Annotated in this window: 14 protein-coding genes; 8 read left to right on the top strand and 6 right to left on the bottom strand. The window is 64.7% G+C overall.

The window, feature by feature from the left end; translation table 11 throughout:
- Positions 1-46: 46 nt before the first annotated feature.
- Entirely contained in the window at positions 47-952 is a 906-nt protein-coding gene (locus tag D1Y84_RS11240) for a 2,3,4,5-tetrahydropyridine-2,6-dicarboxylate N-succinyltransferase (RefSeq protein ID WP_124848639.1), read from the top strand.
- A gap of 175 nt (positions 953-1,127) precedes the next feature.
- On the opposite strand, the gene D1Y84_RS11235 is transcribed toward D1Y84_RS11240, so the two are convergent.
- Positions 1,128-1,676, bottom strand: coding sequence for an HdeD family acid-resistance protein (locus D1Y84_RS11235; protein ID WP_124848637.1), 549 nt, complete (start codon positions 1,674-1,676; stop codon positions 1,128-1,130).
- Positions 1,677-1,972: 296 nt separating this feature from the next.
- On the opposite strand from D1Y84_RS11235, the gene D1Y84_RS11230 reads away from it, so the two are divergent.
- Positions 1,973-3,325, top strand: coding sequence for an MFS transporter (locus D1Y84_RS11230; RefSeq protein ID WP_124848635.1), 1,353 nt, complete (start codon positions 1,973-1,975; stop codon positions 3,323-3,325).
- Here the strand turns inward: D1Y84_RS11230 and D1Y84_RS11225 are convergent.
- Positions 3,322-3,624, bottom strand: coding sequence for a hypothetical protein (locus D1Y84_RS11225; protein WP_124848633.1), 303 nt, complete (start codon positions 3,622-3,624; stop codon positions 3,322-3,324). The genes D1Y84_RS11230 and D1Y84_RS11225 overlap by 4 nt on opposite strands.
- A 125-nt stretch (positions 3,625-3,749) precedes the next feature.
- Here D1Y84_RS11225 and D1Y84_RS11220 point away from each other — a divergent pair, with 125 nt between their 5' ends.
- A complete protein-coding gene (locus tag D1Y84_RS11220) occupies positions 3,750-5,411 on the top strand; it encodes a ribonuclease J (protein ID WP_124848632.1) in 1,662 nt (553 codons plus the stop codon).
- A gap of 68 nt (positions 5,412-5,479) precedes the next feature.
- Here the strand turns inward: D1Y84_RS11220 and D1Y84_RS18160 are convergent, their stop codons facing one another.
- Positions 5,480-6,805 (bottom strand): L-dopachrome tautomerase-related protein, encoded by a 1,326-nt coding sequence (locus D1Y84_RS18160; RefSeq protein ID WP_199726393.1) that lies wholly within the window; start codon positions 6,803-6,805, stop codon positions 5,480-5,482.
- Positions 6,806-6,901: 96 nt separating this feature from the next.
- Between D1Y84_RS18160 and D1Y84_RS11210 the strand changes: the two genes are divergently transcribed.
- Positions 6,902-7,930, top strand: coding sequence for a threonine/serine dehydratase (locus tag D1Y84_RS11210; RefSeq protein WP_124848631.1), 1,029 nt, complete (start codon positions 6,902-6,904; stop codon positions 7,928-7,930).
- Between the two features lie 127 nt (positions 7,931-8,057).
- On the opposite strand, the gene D1Y84_RS17945 is transcribed toward D1Y84_RS11210, so the two are convergent.
- A complete protein-coding gene (locus D1Y84_RS17945; protein ID WP_158615431.1) occupies positions 8,058-8,228 on the bottom strand; it encodes a hypothetical protein in 171 nt (56 codons plus the stop codon).
- A 297-nt stretch (positions 8,229-8,525) separates the two neighbouring features.
- On the opposite strand from D1Y84_RS17945, the gene D1Y84_RS11205 reads away from it, so the two are divergent.
- Positions 8,526-9,992: a GH1 family beta-glucosidase gene (locus tag D1Y84_RS11205; RefSeq protein WP_124848629.1), complete on the top strand. Its 1,467-nt coding sequence runs from the start codon at positions 8,526-8,528 to the stop codon at positions 9,990-9,992.
- 115 nt (positions 9,993-10,107) lie between these two features.
- Here the strand turns inward: D1Y84_RS11205 and D1Y84_RS11200 are convergent, their stop codons facing one another.
- Together D1Y84_RS11200 and D1Y84_RS11195 are read right to left on the bottom strand one after the other, a co-directional pair.
- Complete coding sequence (locus D1Y84_RS11200) at positions 10,108-12,261, bottom strand: prolyl oligopeptidase family protein (RefSeq protein ID WP_124848627.1); 2,154 nt, start codon at positions 12,259-12,261, stop codon at positions 10,108-10,110.
- Between the two features lie 215 nt (positions 12,262-12,476).
- On the bottom strand, positions 12,477-13,334 hold the full coding sequence (locus tag D1Y84_RS11195; RefSeq protein ID WP_199726392.1) for an SPFH domain-containing protein: 858 nt from the start codon (positions 13,332-13,334) through the stop codon (positions 12,477-12,479).
- 284 nt (positions 13,335-13,618) lie between these two features.
- Here D1Y84_RS11195 and D1Y84_RS11190 point away from each other — a divergent pair, with 284 nt between their 5' ends.
- The 3 genes from D1Y84_RS11190 (at position 13,619) to D1Y84_RS11180 (ending at position 15,969) form a co-directional block, all read left to right on the top strand.
- The gene (locus D1Y84_RS11190) at positions 13,619-14,611 is read left to right on the top strand and encodes a tol-pal system YbgF family protein (RefSeq protein ID WP_124848625.1); all 993 of its coding nucleotides are present in this window, start codon (positions 13,619-13,621) and stop codon (positions 14,609-14,611) included.
- Between the two features lie 31 nt (positions 14,612-14,642).
- Positions 14,643-15,536, top strand: a complete 894-nt coding sequence (locus tag D1Y84_RS11185) for an undecaprenyl-diphosphate phosphatase (RefSeq protein ID WP_124848623.1) — start codon at positions 14,643-14,645, stop codon at positions 15,534-15,536.
- A 79-nt stretch (positions 15,537-15,615) separates the two neighbouring features.
- Positions 15,616-15,969 carry a hypothetical protein gene (locus D1Y84_RS11180; RefSeq protein ID WP_124848621.1) on the top strand — a complete coding sequence of 118 codons (354 nt, stop codon included), beginning with the start codon at positions 15,616-15,618 and terminating at the stop codon, positions 15,967-15,969.
- Positions 15,970-16,045 lie beyond the last annotated feature (76 nt).

Below are 16,045 nucleotides of genomic sequence, written 5' to 3'. Positions count from 1 at the left end.
CCTTTGCCTCAGCCTTACCCCCGACTGGAAGGAACTACGGAACACCATGCCTGAATCAGTGTCTGAAACCCTGCAACAATCGTTGACCAACGTGGAACATGCCGAGCTGGAAACACGGATCGAGACGGCCTTTGCGGCGGGCGCTGCCGCCGTGCAGGATGCGAGCGCGATGGCAGCCTTTGTGGAATTGCGCGATGCCCTGGAAGCAGGCACCCTGCGCTCCGCTGAGCCGGACACGAGCACAGCCCTGGGCTGGCGCGTAAACGCGTGGGTGAAGCGCGGGATCCTGCTGGGCTTCCGGCTGGGGCAGTTGCAGGGTCTCGGGCCGAATGTGGGTGGCGAACACTTCCCTTTCGTGGACAAGCACACGTACCCTGCGCGGGATTGGGCCGTGGCCGATGGTGTGCGCGTGGTGCCGGGCGGCTCGTCGGTGCGGGCCGGTGCCTACCTGGCGCCGGGCGTGGTGTGCATGCCGCCGATGTACGTGAACGTGGGAGCGTATGTGGACGCGGGCACGATGGTGGACTCGCATGCGCTGGTGGGCTCGTGCGCGCAGGTGGGCAAGCGCGTGCACCTGAGCGCCGCGGCGCAGATCGGCGGGGTGCTCGAGCCGGTGAATGCGAGCCCCGTGATTCTTGAAGATGATGTGCTGGTGGGCGGCAACTGCGGTGTGTACGAAGGCACCATCGTGCGCAAGGGCGCGGTGCTGGCTGCCGGGACCGTGCTGACCCGCGGGACTCCCGTGTATGACGTGGTCACGGGCGAGGTACTAAGGGCGACGGCAGGCATGCCGTTGATCATCCCGGAGAATGCAGTGGTGGTGCCGGGCGCGCGTGCTGTGCAGAAGGGCAAGGCTGCCGAGTGGGGCCTGAGCGTGTACACGCCGGTGATTGTGAAGTATCGCGATGCCAAGACGGAGCTGTCGCTGGCGCTGGAAGACCTGCTGCGGTAAGGGCCGAACCGCCTGCGCGGCTGGCGGCCACTTCGTGGCGTGTGTACCTGAAAAGCAGAGGCCTCAAGCGGTCCCGGGTGAACCATCCCGGGCCTGCTTGAGGCTTCTGTACTTCGAGAAGACATGTCCTGAAGGGACAGCCTCCCGCGATAGCGCTATGCGCCAGTAGTGGGTCTTACGGAAGCAGGCCAGGGCGGCCGGAGCGGAACTGCAGGCGGGCGAAGCCGCTCATGAGAAGGCTGATGCCGACGATGGTGCCGAGGGCCCAGACGGAGCTATAGGGCCACTGGGCCCAGATCATGATGCCGAGGATGAGCGTGATGAGGCCGTCCCAGAGGAACCAGCTGGCGCGATGACCAGCGCGCAGACGGAAGTAGAGCACCAGTTCGAAAGCGCCTTCGATGACGAAGTAGGCGGCGAGCAGGATGGTGAGCTGGGGCAGGGCGCGTGCGGGGTGCACCACGAGGAAGAAGCCCACCACGACATAGACAAGACCGATGAGGCATTGCCAGACCACGGCGCCGGTGGTGCGTGCGTGATAGCCAAAGTAGAAGTGTGCGGCGCCGGCGAGGACGAGAACCCAGCCCACGACGGCGGTAATGGCGACGCCGGCCACAAGGGGCAGGAACAGGGCGAGCAGGCCCAGGATGATCAGCACGATGCCTGCGGTCTTGTTGGTGCTTCCTGTGGAGTGCGGCAGGATCTCTGGGGTCATGGTGCTCATGGTTCACCTCTCGCTTGCTTGCTGGTCCGGCGCGGCACGCACGGGCGATTAGACGCTTGAATGATCGGCTAAAGCGTTTGTGTCGTAGAGCTTAGCACCAAGGGATGCATTGTGTTGCCTGCAGTGTGCGCGGCCAACCCTGCTGCGAAGAACCTGGGGGCGCCTGACGCCAGTGTGCGCCGAAGCACGATGCGGGGCGCTGTACGGGCGGAAATCGGCAGGCGGAGACTGCTTTCCAGCAAGCTGCGCCGCGCTCGCGGAGCCTGGGCAACTTGTAGACTCATGCAAAGGTGCGGATGAATCCCTCAGAGAAAAACGAGCTTTCGGGCGCGGAGCCGGCGATTGCCGACACGGTGGACCGATTGCCGAACCAGCAACCGTCGTCGTCCATCGCAGACGGGCTGAGCACGGCCGGTACGGCATCAGAGCAAAGCGGTCCACGCAGGGCCGCGGCGCTGTTTATCTTCTTCACGGTGGCGCTGGACATGATCGCGCTGGGCATGATCGCGCCGGTGCTGCCGCGGCTGGTGGAGACGCTGATGCATGGCACCACCTCGCAGGCCTCGGTGATGCTGGGCGTATTCGGGACGGTGTTTGCGGGGATGCAGTTTGTGTGTTCGCCGATTATCGGGTCGCTGTCGGACCGGTGGGGACGGCAGCCGGTGGTGCTGCTGTCGAACCTCGGGCTGGGGCTCGATTACGTGCTGATGGCCTGGGCGCCCTCGATCGAGTGGCTGCTGGTGGGACGCATTGTTTCAGGGCTGGCGTCGTCAAGCATTCCCACGGCGCAGGCGTACATTGCCGATGTGACGCCGCCGGAGAAGCGCGCCAGCGCATTCGGGCTGCTGGGCGGCGCGTTCGCAATGGGCTTCGTGCTGGGGCCGGCGGTGGGTGGTTTGCTGGGCACGGTGAACCCGCGGCTGCCGTTCTGGGTGTCGGCCGGGCTGAGCCTGCTCAATGCCTTGTACGGGCTGTTTGTGCTGCCAGAGTCGCTGGCACGCGCGAACCGTGCGCCGTTCTCCTGGCGACGCGCTAACCCAGTGGGCTCGGTGCGGATGCTGGCGCGCTCGCAGCTGGTGCTGGTGCTTGCGGGCATCCTGCTGCTGGCGTATTTGGCGCAGCAGGCGCTGATGAATGTGTACATCCTGTATGCGGACTACCGGTTCCACTGGACCGACCGGACTGCCGGACTTTCGCTGGCGCTGGTGGGTATCTGTTCGGGGATTTACGGCGGCGCGCTGGTGAAGCATGCGATTCGCTTCGCGGGCGAACGCGGCTCGATGATCTTCGGGCTGCTACTGGGGATCGCTGGCTTCTCCATGATCGGCGCATCGCGGACGGGCCTGCTGGTCTGGTTCGCGATCCCGGTGATGAACGGCATGAGCTTTGTGTGGCCGGCCGCGCAGAGCATGATGACGCGCGGTGCGGCGGCCAACGAGCAGGGCCAGATGCAGGGCGCGATCCACAGCCTGCGCGGCATTTCGGGGCTGGTGGGGCCAGGCATCTTTGCGTGGATTTTCGCGCGTGCCATTCGCCCGGGTGCTGCCATGCAGGTGCCGGGTTCGCCGTTCTTTCTGGCCTCGGCGCTCCTGCTGCTGGCGCTGCTTGCCACGCTGGCGACACGGATGCCGCGCGCGGTTCGAGCCTAGCGCGCGGGCGGAACCGGCAGCCGCTCAGGCAGGGGCCTGCCGTGCAGCAGCGCTGCGACGCGCAGGCGGAACAGCCGGAAGCTGGTTGGTTTGCGCACGGTAAACCAGAGCACGATCAGTATCAGGAAGACGATGTGGGCGCTGGCCATGAGCAGCCCTGCGACTTCCACCAGGTGGTCCGCGGATTTTGGCCAGGTGTCGACCTGCATGTTTCTAGGTGTACCAGACGGGCCAAGGCGGGTGCTTTGCAGGATGAAAACAGGACCGCCTGCGCGGCTGGCGGTCCCTTCGTGACTCATGTTCTTTAAGGGCAGAGATCTCTTGAGGGCTTTGCTTTCAAGGGACACCTGTCCCGAAGGGACGGCCAGCCGCGCAGGCGGTTTTCAAGGGTAGCTCTGCGCATCTGCTAGCATTAAAGATTCAGATGGCAGAAGAGAACGTAAAACTAATTCCCCTTGGCGGCTTGGGCGAGTTCGGCATGAACTGCATGGCCGTTCGCTATGGAAACGACATCCTGGTCATTGACGCTGGGCTGATGTTTCCTGAGTCGGAGCTCCTTGGCGTCGATATCGTCGTCCCCGATATCTCCTATCTTGTCGAGAACAGGGCGCATGTGCGCGGCATCCTGTTGACGCATGGGCATGAGGATCATATCGGCGGCTTGCCGTGGATTCTCTCCGAGATCAATGTGCCCGTGTACGGCACCGAGTTCACCCTCGCTTATGTCGAGGGCAAGCTCGACGAGCACAAGATGCTCGACAACACCGAACTGATCGAGATTGCGCCGAATCACAAATTCCAGATCGGAGCGTTCACGATCGAGCCGATCCGTGTGACGCACTCGATGGTGGACTGCGTGGCGCTGGCAATCGAGACACCGGTGGGTGTGATCGTGCACACGGGCGATTTCAAGATCGACCTGTCGCCGCCAGACGGCAAGGCATTCGACCTGCACAAGTTCGCGGAGTACGGCCAGAAGGGCGTGCTGGCGCTGCTGCAGGACTCCACGAACGTGGATCGTCCGGGCTACACGCCGAGCGAGTGGGCGGTGAAGCCGCGCCTCGACGAGGTGTTCCAGCGGACCAAGAAGAAGCTGTTCTTCTCGTGCTTCTCGTCTTCGATCTACCGCATCCAGATCGCGCTGGACCTGGCGCACAAGCATGGCCGCAAGGTGGCCGTGGTTGGCCGCTCCATGATGGAGTCGAGCGAGATTGCGCAGGACCTGGGCTACCTGAACCTGCCGCCGGGCCTGATGATTCATCCGGGGCAGATCGGCGACCACTCCCCTGAGAACGTGATGGTGCTGATCTCCGGCACGCAGGGCGAGCCGATGTCGGCGTTGTCCCGCGCGGCCGTGGATAACCACAAGCACGCGCGCATCTCCAAGGGCGATACCGTGCTGCTTTCGTCGCGCGTGATCCCGGGCAACGAGAAATCGATCTATCGCGTGATCGATCACCTGTATCGCCGCGAAGCCGAGATCCTGTACGACGACGGCACCATGGGCCTGATCCACGTGTCGGGGCATGCCTCGCAGGAAGAGCAGCGCCTGCTAATCAACCTGTTGCGGCCGAAGTTCTTTATCCCGGTGCATGGTGACTTCCGCCACCTGAAGAAGCACTGCGAGCTGGCGCTTTCGACCGGTGTGGTGGGCGAAGCGATCCTGATTGAAGACGGCGATGTTCTGGAGCTGTCGGCGACCAAGGCACGCAAGGCGGGCAAGGTCACGGCAGGCCGTGTGTGCATCGACTCCGGCTCGACCGCGGACGTGGTGGGCGACATGGTCATTCGTGACCGGCGCAACCTGTCGGAGGACGGCATCATTCTGCCGATCCTGACGATCAACAAGCTTACCGGCAAGGTAGAGCGGCAGCCCGAGGTGGTGACGCGCGGATTCATCGGTGCGGATGCGGCGGTGCTTCGCGAGGCAGCGAACATCATCACGCAGACGTTGGACAGCTCGTCGGCAGAGGAAAAGGCTGACCCGGGCGTGATGAAGGAGAAGATCCGCATCGACCTGAAGCGGTATATCCAGAAGCACACCAGCCGTCGTCCTTTGATCATGCCGGTGATTCTCGAGGTGTAAGTGAGTTTTGCTGGAAACGGAAAGGGCGGCCATTGGCCGCCCTTTTTTGTTGTGGGTGCAGACGCGAACTAGCGAAGCAGCACTGGCTTCGCGTCGACCTGGATGCGGAACATGGAGTAGGGCTTGACGCGCTCGTCCTTGCCGTTGTGCATGGTGGGCTGGCGGTGGAGCTGGTTGGCGTTGACGTAGAGATAGCCGTCGCTGGCGAGGCTCAGCGTGTCGGGCCAGAGCAGGCGCGGGTCGTGCACGATGGTCTCGGTGAGGCCGGTCTTTGGATCGAAGCGGTGAATGGAATTTGTCACCGGGTCGGTTTCATAGATACGGCCTTCGGCATCGGACTCAAGACCGTCGGAAGGCATTTTGCCGGTAACGATGTGTACCGTGCTGGCGACATCGGCGTCGGACTTCGAGCGGTCACGAAGCGCAGCAGTGCTGACGCCGTAGAGCTTGGTGGAACTGATGGGGCAGTAGTAGAGCTCCGCGCCGTCGGCCGAGATGGCGATTCCGTCGGCAGCGAAGAGCACGGGCTCAGCGGGCTTGCCCGGCAGCGTCTGGTACACGGGGCGGCCTTCGGCAAACATCAGGAAGCCCGGCTCACCCTGCGTGCTGATGTGCTGATTGAGGCGGCGGAAGCTCTTGCCGGTCGCGAGGTCGACCACGATGATGGCGTTGGGTCCTTCGCTGGATGAGTCGGTGATATAGGCAGTGCCGTGCATGTTGACGGCGGGCGTGTTGTCGGAGGAGCCTTCGCGATGCGCGGCGGGGTGGGCCGGATCTTCAGGCGGCGTGTTGGGATCGGGCGCGGGCTTGCTGCCGATCATGGTGCCCGGGTCCTGTGCGCCGATGTTGCCGACGCGCAGGTCGAAGCGCACATCGTTCATGTAGCTGTTGGTGCCGGCGACGTCGGGCGGCAGCAGAATGGTGCGGATGACCTGGTTGGTGCGCAGATCAATGCAGACGAGCTTGGGGCCGCCAGGCACGGTGTTCTTGAGCAGCGGCGCGCCGGTGTCGAGCACCCAGAGGCGATCAAGTGGATCCACCACGACGGATTGCACACTGACGAAGTGGGCCTGGTTGGCGGCGGCATCCATGAAGGCGTTGGGGTTGGGGAGCTTGCGGCCGGGCCAGTCGTTGATCTCGGCGTTGGGGTAAGCCACGGCCTTGCTGCCGTGCATTTCAGCGACGGTGGCGGGTGCGTCGTCGCCCCAGCGCGGAAAGTTCACGAAGATGCGGCCGGTGTGCGAGACGGTGACGCCGGTGGGCATGGGGCCGTTGAAGGTCGCGACAGTTTCGAGCGTGCCGGTGGGCTGGTCGGTGGCGACCTGCTGCGCGGGCAGTGCCACGGCGCAGCAGAGCACGGCGGCGGCGAACAAGGGGAGCGGAGAGACTTTCATATGGCAACTGTGATGCGGATCGCGCGCGTGGCCGGGAAAGGTGCGGCTGGTGCGATCAACGCGGACCGCAAGCGCGTGCCACTTAGAATGGAGCCCATGACAGAACCTTCCACTCCCCTGCACCTTGTTTCCCTTGCTGAGCTTCACCAGGCGCAACAGCGCATCCAGGGCACAGCCGTGAGAACGCCGCTGGTTGCTTTCGCGGCGGAGGGGGTGCCGGCGCAGGTGTGGCTCAAGGACGAGGGCGCGCAGCCGATCGGGTCGTTCAAGCTGCGGGGCGCGGCGAACAAGATCCTGTCGATGACGCCGGAAGCGCGCGCGGCCGGAGTGATTACGTACTCGAGCGGCAACCATGCGCAGGGTGTGGCGTATGCGGCATGGGTCGCGGGCATCAAGGCGGTGATCGTGATGCCGCGCAATGCGCCGGCGGTGAAGCGCGCGGCGACCGAAGCGCTCGGCGCGGAGATCGTGTTTGTGGAGACGGCGAGCAGTGCCGTACGCAAGCTGCGCGCGGAGGAGCTGGCGGCCGAGCATGGCTACGTGATGGTGCCGCCGTACGACGACCCGGCGATCATCGCCGGGCAGGGCACCTGCGGGCTCGAAATCCTGGAGGAGCTGCCGGATGTGGACCTGGTGCTGGTGCCGGTCTCGGGCGGAGGGCTGCTGTCGGGGATCGCGGCGGCCATCAAGCAGCAGCGGCCGGAGGTTTCGGTGATCGGCGTAGAGCCGGAGCTGGCGGGCGATGCGCGGGAAAGTTTTTTGTCCGGCAGGCTGACGGAATGGCCCGCCGAGCTGACGACGCGGACGCTGGCCGATGGCCTGCGCACGCAGTCGCTGGGCGAGCGGAACTGGCAGCATATTCACGCGTACGTGGACAACATCGTCACGGTCACGGAGGATGAGATCCGGGCCGCGGTGCGCGCGATTTACCGGGGTGCGCCCGGGCGTGCCGACAGCGATGCGGCGGGGCTGGTGGCCGAGCCGAGCGGTGCGGTGACGATGGCGGCGCTGCTGTTCCACACCACGGCATTGCTTCCCTTTCGCAGGGCGGTGGCGGTGTTGAGCGGGCGCAACGTGGAGCCCGCGCTGCTGGAGGAACTGGTCGGCGGGGCTGCCGCGGGCTAATGCGGCAACACGCGGCGGCCCGAGAAAGACGCGATGCGCCGGGCGAGCACGCGGGGCAGGCGACATGGCCGCACGGCGAGAAAGCGCTGCCGCACGCATGACTGCCGCGGACCCTCGGAGTGTGCTCTCACCGGGCGCTTGACGCGGTGGGAGCTTCGTTCTCGGCGAGAGCGGTGTCGGCAGCGTCTGCCTTGAAGGCATGCAGCCAGGATGCCAAGTACTCAAGGCACGGAGCCCAGATGGCGAGCAGCGCGAAAAGCATCACGGTGAGAAAGCTGGCGAAGATGGATTGCGACATGGATGCCTCCAGGGATGCGGCGGTGCTGGGTCCTTGTCAGCAATAGCGCAGGGCGCAGCAAAAAGGGGACACGCAATCGGCGCTGTGGTCTGAGCGCGCAACCAGCAGCGCGGGGGCACAGTTCAGCGGGGCGCGCGGCTGGGCCGGGGCGAGACTGCTGTGGCGAGCCGCCGGATGACCGGCGGTGCGAACGAGCCGGCGTGCAGCAGGCTGCTGCCGCTGCGTTGAGGATGGCCGAGTTTTCCAGCGTGCATGGCAGCCGCTATACTGCCTCCGGTCAAGAAAGAGAGATCCCCGTTGGCTCATCCTGTTTCCCGTCGTACCTTTGCCCGACTCCTTGGTGCTGGTGCTGCCGCCGTTGCTGCCCCTGCCATGCCTGCGCTCGCCCAGGCGCAAACAAGCGCACCCGGCTCCATGCCGAGCGGTGAGAAGTTTCCAGAAGGCTTTTTGTGGGGCTCGGCCACGGCTTCGTACCAGGTGGAAGGCGCGGTTAAGGAAGATGGCCGCGGCACCACGATCTGGGACACCTTTGCGCACACGCCGGGCAAAACGCATGACGGCGACACGGGCGACGTGGCGGACGACGATTACCACCGCTACAAGGAAGACATCGGCGTGATGAAAGAGCTGGGGCTCAAGAGCTGCCGGTTCTCGGTGGCGTGGTCGCGCATTTTTCCAAGCGGCACCGGCACGCCCAACCCCAAGGGGCTGGACCACTACCACCGGTTCGTGGACGCGCTGCTCGAAGCCGGGATTGCGCCGTACTGCACGCTGTATCACTGGGACCTGCCGCAGGCCCTCGAGGACAAGGGCGGCTGGCAGTCCAAGGACACGAGCAAGGCGTATGCGGACTACGCCGGGTACACCGCGGGCAAGCTCTCGGACAAGGTCAAGAACTTTATGACAATGAACGAGATTCGCTCGTTCACGGAGCTGGGCTACGGCAATGGGCGGCATGCGCCGGGGCTGCAGATCGGCAAGAAGGGCCTGGCGCAGGTGAACCACAACGCAGTGCTCGGGCACGGACTTGGCGTCAAGGCGATCCGCGCGCAGGCAAAGGCCGGCACGCTGGTGGGGCTGGCCGATAATGCCACGGTGACATGCCCAGTGATCGCAAATGCCGAGCATATCGAGGCCGCGCGCCATGCCTACCGCGAAGAAAACGCGATGTACCTGAACGTGATCATGACGGGCAAGTACACGGACGCGTACCTGAAGATGCTGGGTGCGGATGCGCCGCAGACCACGCCGGATGAGTTGCAGACCATTGCCAGCCCGCTGGACTTTGTGGGACTCAACGTGTACCAGCCGACGTGGGTGATGGCGGACAAGTCGAAGGAAACAGGCTACTCCGTTGTGCCCAAGCCTTCGTCGTACCCGCACATGTTTTCGGACTGGCTGGATATCGGGCCGGAAGCGCTGTACTGGTCGCCCAAGCTGGCGCATGAGCTGTACGGGATCAAGACGCTGTACATCACGGAGAATGGCGCGTCGTCAGACGACAAGCTGACGGCGGATGGGCAGATCCTGGATACGGATCGCACGATGTACCTGCGGAACTACATCCGCAACCTGCAGAAGGCGGTGGCGGAGGGGGTGCCGGTCAAGGGCTACTTCCTGTGGAGCCTGCTGGACAACTATGAGTGGGCGGACGGGTACCAGAAGCGGTTCGGGATCACGTATGTGGATTTTGAAACGCAGAAGCGGACGCCCAAGCTTTCATCGCGGTTCTACAAGTCGGTGATCGAGGCGAACGCGGTGTAAGTATGGCGCGAGTGCGCGGGAATGGCACGAGCAAGTCAAAGGGCTGCCTGAAAAGGGCAGCCCTTTGACTTGCGTTGCTGAAGCTGCGGCATCGCGCTTCGCGAGCGCCGCAGGGCTAGTGCGAAGCTGGCGCCTCAGCCAGCTTACGTTCCAGGTAGGTGTAGATCTGGGCCTCGGTGGTGGCCTGCTGCTTCAGGTCCGCACCCGTGTTGTGGCCGCCTTCAATAACTTCCTCGAACAGAAACGGCTCGTGGAAGCTGTCCATCTTGGCGGCGAACTTGCGGGCATGCTGCGGGCCCACGCGGTCGTCCTTGGTGGTGGTGAAGAGGAAGGGTTCGGGGTAGTGCACGTCGGGCTTGAGCTGGTTGTACGGCGAGATGGAGGCGAGGAACGCGCGCTCCTCCGGGTTGCTGACCGAGCCGTACTCCCCGACCCACGAGGCGCCGGCGGCGATGTGCTCGTAGCCGAGCATGTCGAGCAGCGGCACGCCGATGACGACCGCCTGCCACAGGTCGGGGTGCTGCTCCATCTCGACGCCCACGAGCAGGCCGCCATTGGAGCCGCCCTCGATGCCGAGGTGGCGGGGCGTGGTGATGCGGCGCGTGATGAGGTCCTGGGCGACGGCGGCGAAGTCGTCGTAGATGCGCTGGCGGTGCGTTTTGAGGCCGGCCTCGTGCCACGCGGGACCGAACTCGCCGCCGCCGCGAATGTTGGCGAGCACGTACACGCCGCCGTTCTCAAGCCAGAGCTTGCCGGTCACGCCCGAATAGGACGGCGTGTTTGAAACCTGGAAGCCACCGTAGGCGGACAACAGGGTGGGGTGGGTACCGTCGAGCGCCATGCCGGTGGGGTGAACGACGAAGTAGGGCACGCGGGTGCCGTCCCTGGAGGTCGCGAAGAACTGCTCGACGGTGTCGTGCGAGGCGTCGAACAGCGCGGGCTGGGTCTTGCTTTCGGCAATCGTGGCAGCGGCTGCGTCGCCAAGCCAGATGGAGGGCGGGGTGAGGAAGCCGTCGATGTGAAGAAAGAAGTGGTCGTCGGTCTTGCTGGTGGTGCTGATGGAGACGGCGACGTTCGCGGGCACGGGGAGCGGCTTCCGGGTCCAGCCGCCATTGCTCCAGGTGTATACCGACGCACGGCCCTGCACGTCTTCGAGCGTGGTCAGGATGAGGTGGTTCTTCGTGGTCGCGGCGGTCTCGAGGAACTCGTGCGCGGAGGGGGTGAAGACGCTGGTGGGTTTGAGGTGCGCGGGATCGCGCACCACCTCGGCGAGTTCGAGCGAGACCAGCGAACCCTGTGGGTAGGACTGCGTGGCACCCGTAGGGGCCCAGTCTTCGTTAAGTTCGACCAATAGTTGCCCGTCAAGCAGGCCGTCGACCTCGGACTTGGCGGGAATGCCAAGTGCCTCGAGGCCGCGCGTGGTGCGCACAGACACAGGGCGCGAGAAGAAGGTGAGGCCCCGGCGCACGATTGTGAGGCTATGGCCCTGGGAGTCGTGCAGGGTTTCCGCAGAGGCTCCGAGCTGATCGGTGGCGGCACCGCGGAAGATCTCCTGCGCGGAGGCCAGCGGCGTGCCGCGCTTCCACTCCTTGATGATGAAGGGATAGCCGGACTGGGTCATGGTGCCTGCACCCCAGTCGCTCGCAATCAGCAACGTGTCCTTGTCTGCCCAGTCGAGCGTCTGCTTGCTATGCGGAATGGTGAAGCCGCCCGCGACGAATCGCCCGGTGCGGAGATCGAACTCACGCGTGGTGGCAGCGTCTTCGCCGCCCGCAGAGAGACCGACCATGCACAGGCCGCCGCCGGGATACAGGCACTCACGCGCATGCGGCACCCAGCCCACGTGCTCGGCGCGGCCGAGAGCGTCGTAGTCGAGCACGGGCTGCCAATGCGGCTCGGCGGTGAGATAGTCAGCAAGGGTGGTCTTGCGCAGCAGGCCGCGTGGGTTGGTGGCGTCGCGCCAGTTGTTGAACACGGCGTCGCCTTCAAGGTCGGGCAGCGGCAGGCGGCGCGGATCCTGTGCTACCGCGAGCGCGTCGGCAAAGTAGGTGGCGTAGTGCGGGTCGCCGCCGAGCACCTGCTCGGTGCGCGCGTTCTGCGCCTTGACCCAGGTCATGGAGCGGTCGCCGGACACGTCCTCAAGCCACTGGAAGGGGTCGCTCGCTGCAGCCGGGGCTGTGGTGGGTTGCTGCGCGCGCATGGCCGCGCCGGATGCCAGAAGGGCTGTGAGCGCGAGTGCAGCAAGGGCTCTGCCGGAAAAACTATGCATCGATGGCTCCAGGGTGCTTTGGGTGTTCGTTCGGTTTTGTTCCGGGTGTTTCGGTCTGGCGGAGAACGTCTGCCGAGTGTTTCAGCGACCTTATCACCGAGCGCCACCTGCCGGATGGAGGAAACCGGGCACACCGCGCGGGTCGTGACGCTGCTGCCGCAGGGGGCCTCGGAGCGGGCGGGCACTCACCCGGGCCGGGCATTCCCAGACGGCGGCTAGCGTGTGTTGACCAGCGCCGAGGCATTGCCGCTGATGAACGTGCAGGTATGGCGCAGGCAAACGTTCTCCTGCATCTTGATGCGCTGCAGTTCGATGAACTGCTCGGGGCTGAGGCCGAGCGAGTTGCGGTAAGCATTGTCGGCCTCGGCGCGGCTGGTTTCGGCTGCCTTGCGCGCGTCTTCGGCGATCTTGGTCTGGGCCTCGGTGAGGGCGCGCTGCTCCTGTTGCGCGGTCTCGATGCGTTGCGACTTCACGGCGTCGGGCGGGTTGGCCTTGCCCGCGGTGACGCCGATGAGACGCACCGGCAGACCGGCTTCCCTGAGGTACCGGCTCATGCCTTCGCCGACCTTCTGGTCGATGGAGTCGAGCGCGGTGGAGGCGATGGCGGTCTCGTTCATGCCGTGGGTCTTGACCTGGTCGCGCATCAGGATGGCGAACTCGCGCTCGACGTTGTTGTGGTACCAGTCGGTGCCGAAATGGGCGATCAGCGCGACCGGGTCCGTGACCTGCAGCAGGATGATGGCGTCGAAGTCGAGGGGTACGCCGTCGCTGGTCATGAGGTCGTTGAGGCGCAAATCGTGCCGCTCGGGCACCATAGACACATCGATGGTCTGGGTGGTGGGCGCGATCCACACGCTGCCGGTTTGGACCGGCACGGAGTCAACGCCGCCATGGCCGAAGAACAGCGGCTTTTCGACGAGCACGATGGCGTGGCCGGCGTCAGGCGTGGCACGTCCGCAGGCGGTGAGGCTCAGCAGCACGGCCAGCGTTGTTGCTGCGGCAGGGATCCAGAGCCGCTTCCTTCGTGGTGAGGCTCCGCTGCTCTGCTGCATATCGACATACTTCTCGAACATGGAACGGCTCCTGGGGTGGGTGCATGGCGGCCGGGCGACCAGTCGAGTCGCAACGGCGCCGGGAATCGCTGGAGCAGTTCTACACGAAGAGGCGTGCGCCGACTGCAGGCAAAGCGCGCGTGCGCCAAGGAGGCTGTTCCGAAGCGGGAGGGGCCGCTCGGCCCGGCCGCAATTGGTACGCTGCTGCGCACGGCGCATAGCGCACTTGCCAGTGGGGGCTTCTTGCTCGCTACACTGGTGGCCGGACGTTGTGTCTATCCACAACTCTTCCCAGGAGTGACCCTGTGCCTTTGCGGCTTCGATTCTGCCTGTCCCTGTTGCTGATGCTGCCGGTCGCGTTCGCCCAGAAGGCGCCGGACCCGCGCACCTCGCCCAAAGCCACGGTGATTCGCCCGACTGCCCTGTACCTGCAGGGGGACACGGGGTCGGACAAGCTGTCGACCGTGCAGCCGGGACGCGAGATGGCGATCCTGGAGCGCTCGGGCCACTGGATCAAGGTGTATGCGAACACCGACCAGGAGACCGTGCAGCAGGCAGACCAGCCGGTGTTTACCGAGCACGAGCCGGAACACCCGATCTCGGGCTGGGTGCAGGACCCCGGGGTGATCGCGGCAGACACACCCAACGGCGCCGCGGTGCTGTTCGGCGTCGCGATCACGGCGGAGCAGGCGGCCAGCGAGCCGCATGCCGCGGCTGGCTCAGCGCTCGACGCGCGGCGGCTGTACCGGATGGTGGCGGTGCTGTTCCCGGATGACGCACGCACCCCGGAGGCGATGTGGCGCACTGCGGATATTCGCTGGCAGCTGCAGAAAGAAGACGCCTCTACCCTGCCCTCGGCACATGAAAAGGAAAGCTACCTGCGCCAGCAGCCGGACGAGACGGAGATGAAGCGACTGGAGCGGCAGTTCCCGGGTACCAAGTGGGCGAGCTTTGCCGCGTATGCGCTGATCGACAACAAGCTGTGCGGCGACTGGCAGGGCGCCGAGAAGTGCCCTGAAAAAGAAGCGAGCTACTACGCCGAATTCGCGGATAAGTACCCGGACTCACCCAAGGCGGCGCAGGCGCTGTACGAGGCGGCATGGCGGCTGGCGTGCGCCGGGGACATGTGGAGCGCGGACAACGACGACAAGCGCGCAGCGGAGGATCGTCGTCGCTCGGTGGAGACGGCGGCGCATCTTGGAACCAGGTACACCACCACCGATTACGCCGCGCGTGGAGCGGGTCTGATATACAAGGTGCAGCAGTCTATCCCTGTATACGGCAGCGATCGCCAGTAAATATGCATCGCCCGCGGCAAAGGAACTCCGCTTGAACGATTATGTAGTCTCTGTGCTGCTTGGCATTGTGGAAGGCCTCACGGAGTTTCTGCCCGTAAGCTCCACTGCGCATCTTCGTATTACCGAAGCGCTGCTGCACGTGTCTCTGACCGATCCTTACTGGAAGATGTACACGATCGTGATTCAGCTGGGCGCCATCCTGGCGCTCATGCTGCTGTTTATCGGCAGGATCGTTGCGTTTCTGCGTACGTTCCCCAAGGGCGAGCAGGGCGACCGCACTGTGCTGACGCACCCGCTTTCGCTGGTGATGGTCGCGTTTGTGTGCACGGCGGCCCCGGCGTTCCTGCTGCAGAAGGTAATCGGCAAGCACCTTGAAAGTCTCGTGGTGATCGAGATGTCGCTGCTGATCGGCGGCATCGTGATGTGGGCGGTGGATGCATGGAGTTCGCGGCAGGAGTCTTCCACGAAAGACGTGGACCACATGGGACTGGGACAGGCGATCTGGATCGGTCTGTGCCAGGTATTGTCCGCAGTGTTTCCGGGTACGTCCCGCTCGATGTCGACGATCTCTGCCGGGCAGCTGGCCGGCATGACGCGCAACGCGGCGCTGGAGTTCTCGTTCCTGGTCTCGATCCCGGTAATGGTGGCGAGCACGGGTTTCGAGTTTTTGAAAACAGTGCACCCGAGCAAGAAGGCGCTGGCACAGGCCGCGGCGCAGGGTGACCCGATTGCGCCGCTGGTGATGACCGGCCATGGCTGGGTGGTGCTGCTGATCGGCTTCGTGGTGTCGTTTATCGTCGCGTTCTTCGTGGTGGAGTGGTTTCTGCAGTATGTGCGCAAGCATGGGTTCACGATTTTCGCGATATACCGCATTGTGCTGGCGGTCGTGTTGATTGCGTTTGGCGCTCACCTGTTCCACGCATAGTTCACGCGGAGTTCCCCGCGCATTCACGTTCCTGCAAGGTCATGCCGATAATCTCAGCACAATCTTGCAGGAGCCGAACATGTACGAGTCACCATCCGGGAACGACCCGGCGAACGCACCCGGGAACGAACTCGAAGCAGGTGGAGCAGCCCTGCTCCTGCTGCGCCAACCAGGTCGAGAGCCTGAAGGGATTCGCCGCATCGCTTCCCTGGCATCAAACCTTGCGTGGGGCACGATTGCCTTCGCCACGGCCCACCTGCTCTGCCTGCTGTTTGAACCTCGCCCGCTGCACCCGGGCACTCCCGATAGGGATGCCGGGCACCCTGATCTCGAAGAGGCTTCGCCCGTCGGCACCATCGTTACTCCTGCTGTACGCCCGGTGCACATCCCGTTGAACGCCCGCAAACCCAGTCCCTCAAGTCTGCAATACTGAAGTGGCTCTGGTTCAGAAGGTGATTGGTTGCCGTCCGCGCGCTGCTGTGTGAGCGCCGCAGCCACTCCGCGCCTGC

Origin of the sequence: Acidipila sp. EB88 (assembly GCF_003858395.1) — a bacterium.
Classification (GTDB): Bacteria; Acidobacteriota; Terriglobia; order Terriglobales; family Acidobacteriaceae; genus EB88.
Note: the sequence above shows the minus strand (reverse complement) of the source record. Positions and strands in the feature narration are given on the sequence as shown.

What these genes read in the sequence shown, in the direction of transcription:
- D1Y84_RS11240 (WP_124848639.1), top strand. Translation starts at nt 47, where the DNA reads ATGCCTGAATCAGTGTCTGAAACCCTGCAACAATCGTTGACCAACGTG.
- D1Y84_RS11235 (WP_124848637.1), bottom strand. Translation starts at nt 1,676, where the DNA reads ATGAGCACCATGACCCCAGAGATCCTGCCGCACTCCACAGGAAGCACC.
- D1Y84_RS11230 (WP_124848635.1), top strand. Translation starts at nt 1,973, where the DNA reads ATGAATCCCTCAGAGAAAAACGAGCTTTCGGGCGCGGAGCCGGCGATT.
- D1Y84_RS11225 (WP_124848633.1), bottom strand. Translation starts at nt 3,624, where the DNA reads ATGAGTCACGAAGGGACCGCCAGCCGCGCAGGCGGTCCTGTTTTCATC.
- D1Y84_RS11220 (WP_124848632.1), top strand. Translation starts at nt 3,750, where the DNA reads ATGGCAGAAGAGAACGTAAAACTAATTCCCCTTGGCGGCTTGGGCGAG.
- D1Y84_RS18160 (WP_199726393.1), bottom strand. Translation starts at nt 6,805, where the DNA reads ATGAAAGTCTCTCCGCTCCCCTTGTTCGCCGCCGCCGTGCTCTGCTGC.
- D1Y84_RS11210 (WP_124848631.1), top strand. Translation starts at nt 6,902, where the DNA reads ATGACAGAACCTTCCACTCCCCTGCACCTTGTTTCCCTTGCTGAGCTT.
- D1Y84_RS17945 (WP_158615431.1), bottom strand. Translation starts at nt 8,228, where the DNA reads ATGTCGCAATCCATCTTCGCCAGCTTTCTCACCGTGATGCTTTTCGCG.
- D1Y84_RS11200 (WP_124848627.1), bottom strand. Translation starts at nt 12,261, where the DNA reads ATGCATAGTTTTTCCGGCAGAGCCCTTGCTGCACTCGCGCTCACAGCC.
- D1Y84_RS11195 (WP_199726392.1), bottom strand. Translation starts at nt 13,334, where the DNA reads ATGTTCGAGAAGTATGTCGATATGCAGCAGAGCAGCGGAGCCTCACCA.
- D1Y84_RS11180 (WP_124848621.1), top strand. Translation starts at nt 15,616, where the DNA reads ATGTACGAGTCACCATCCGGGAACGACCCGGCGAACGCACCCGGGAAC.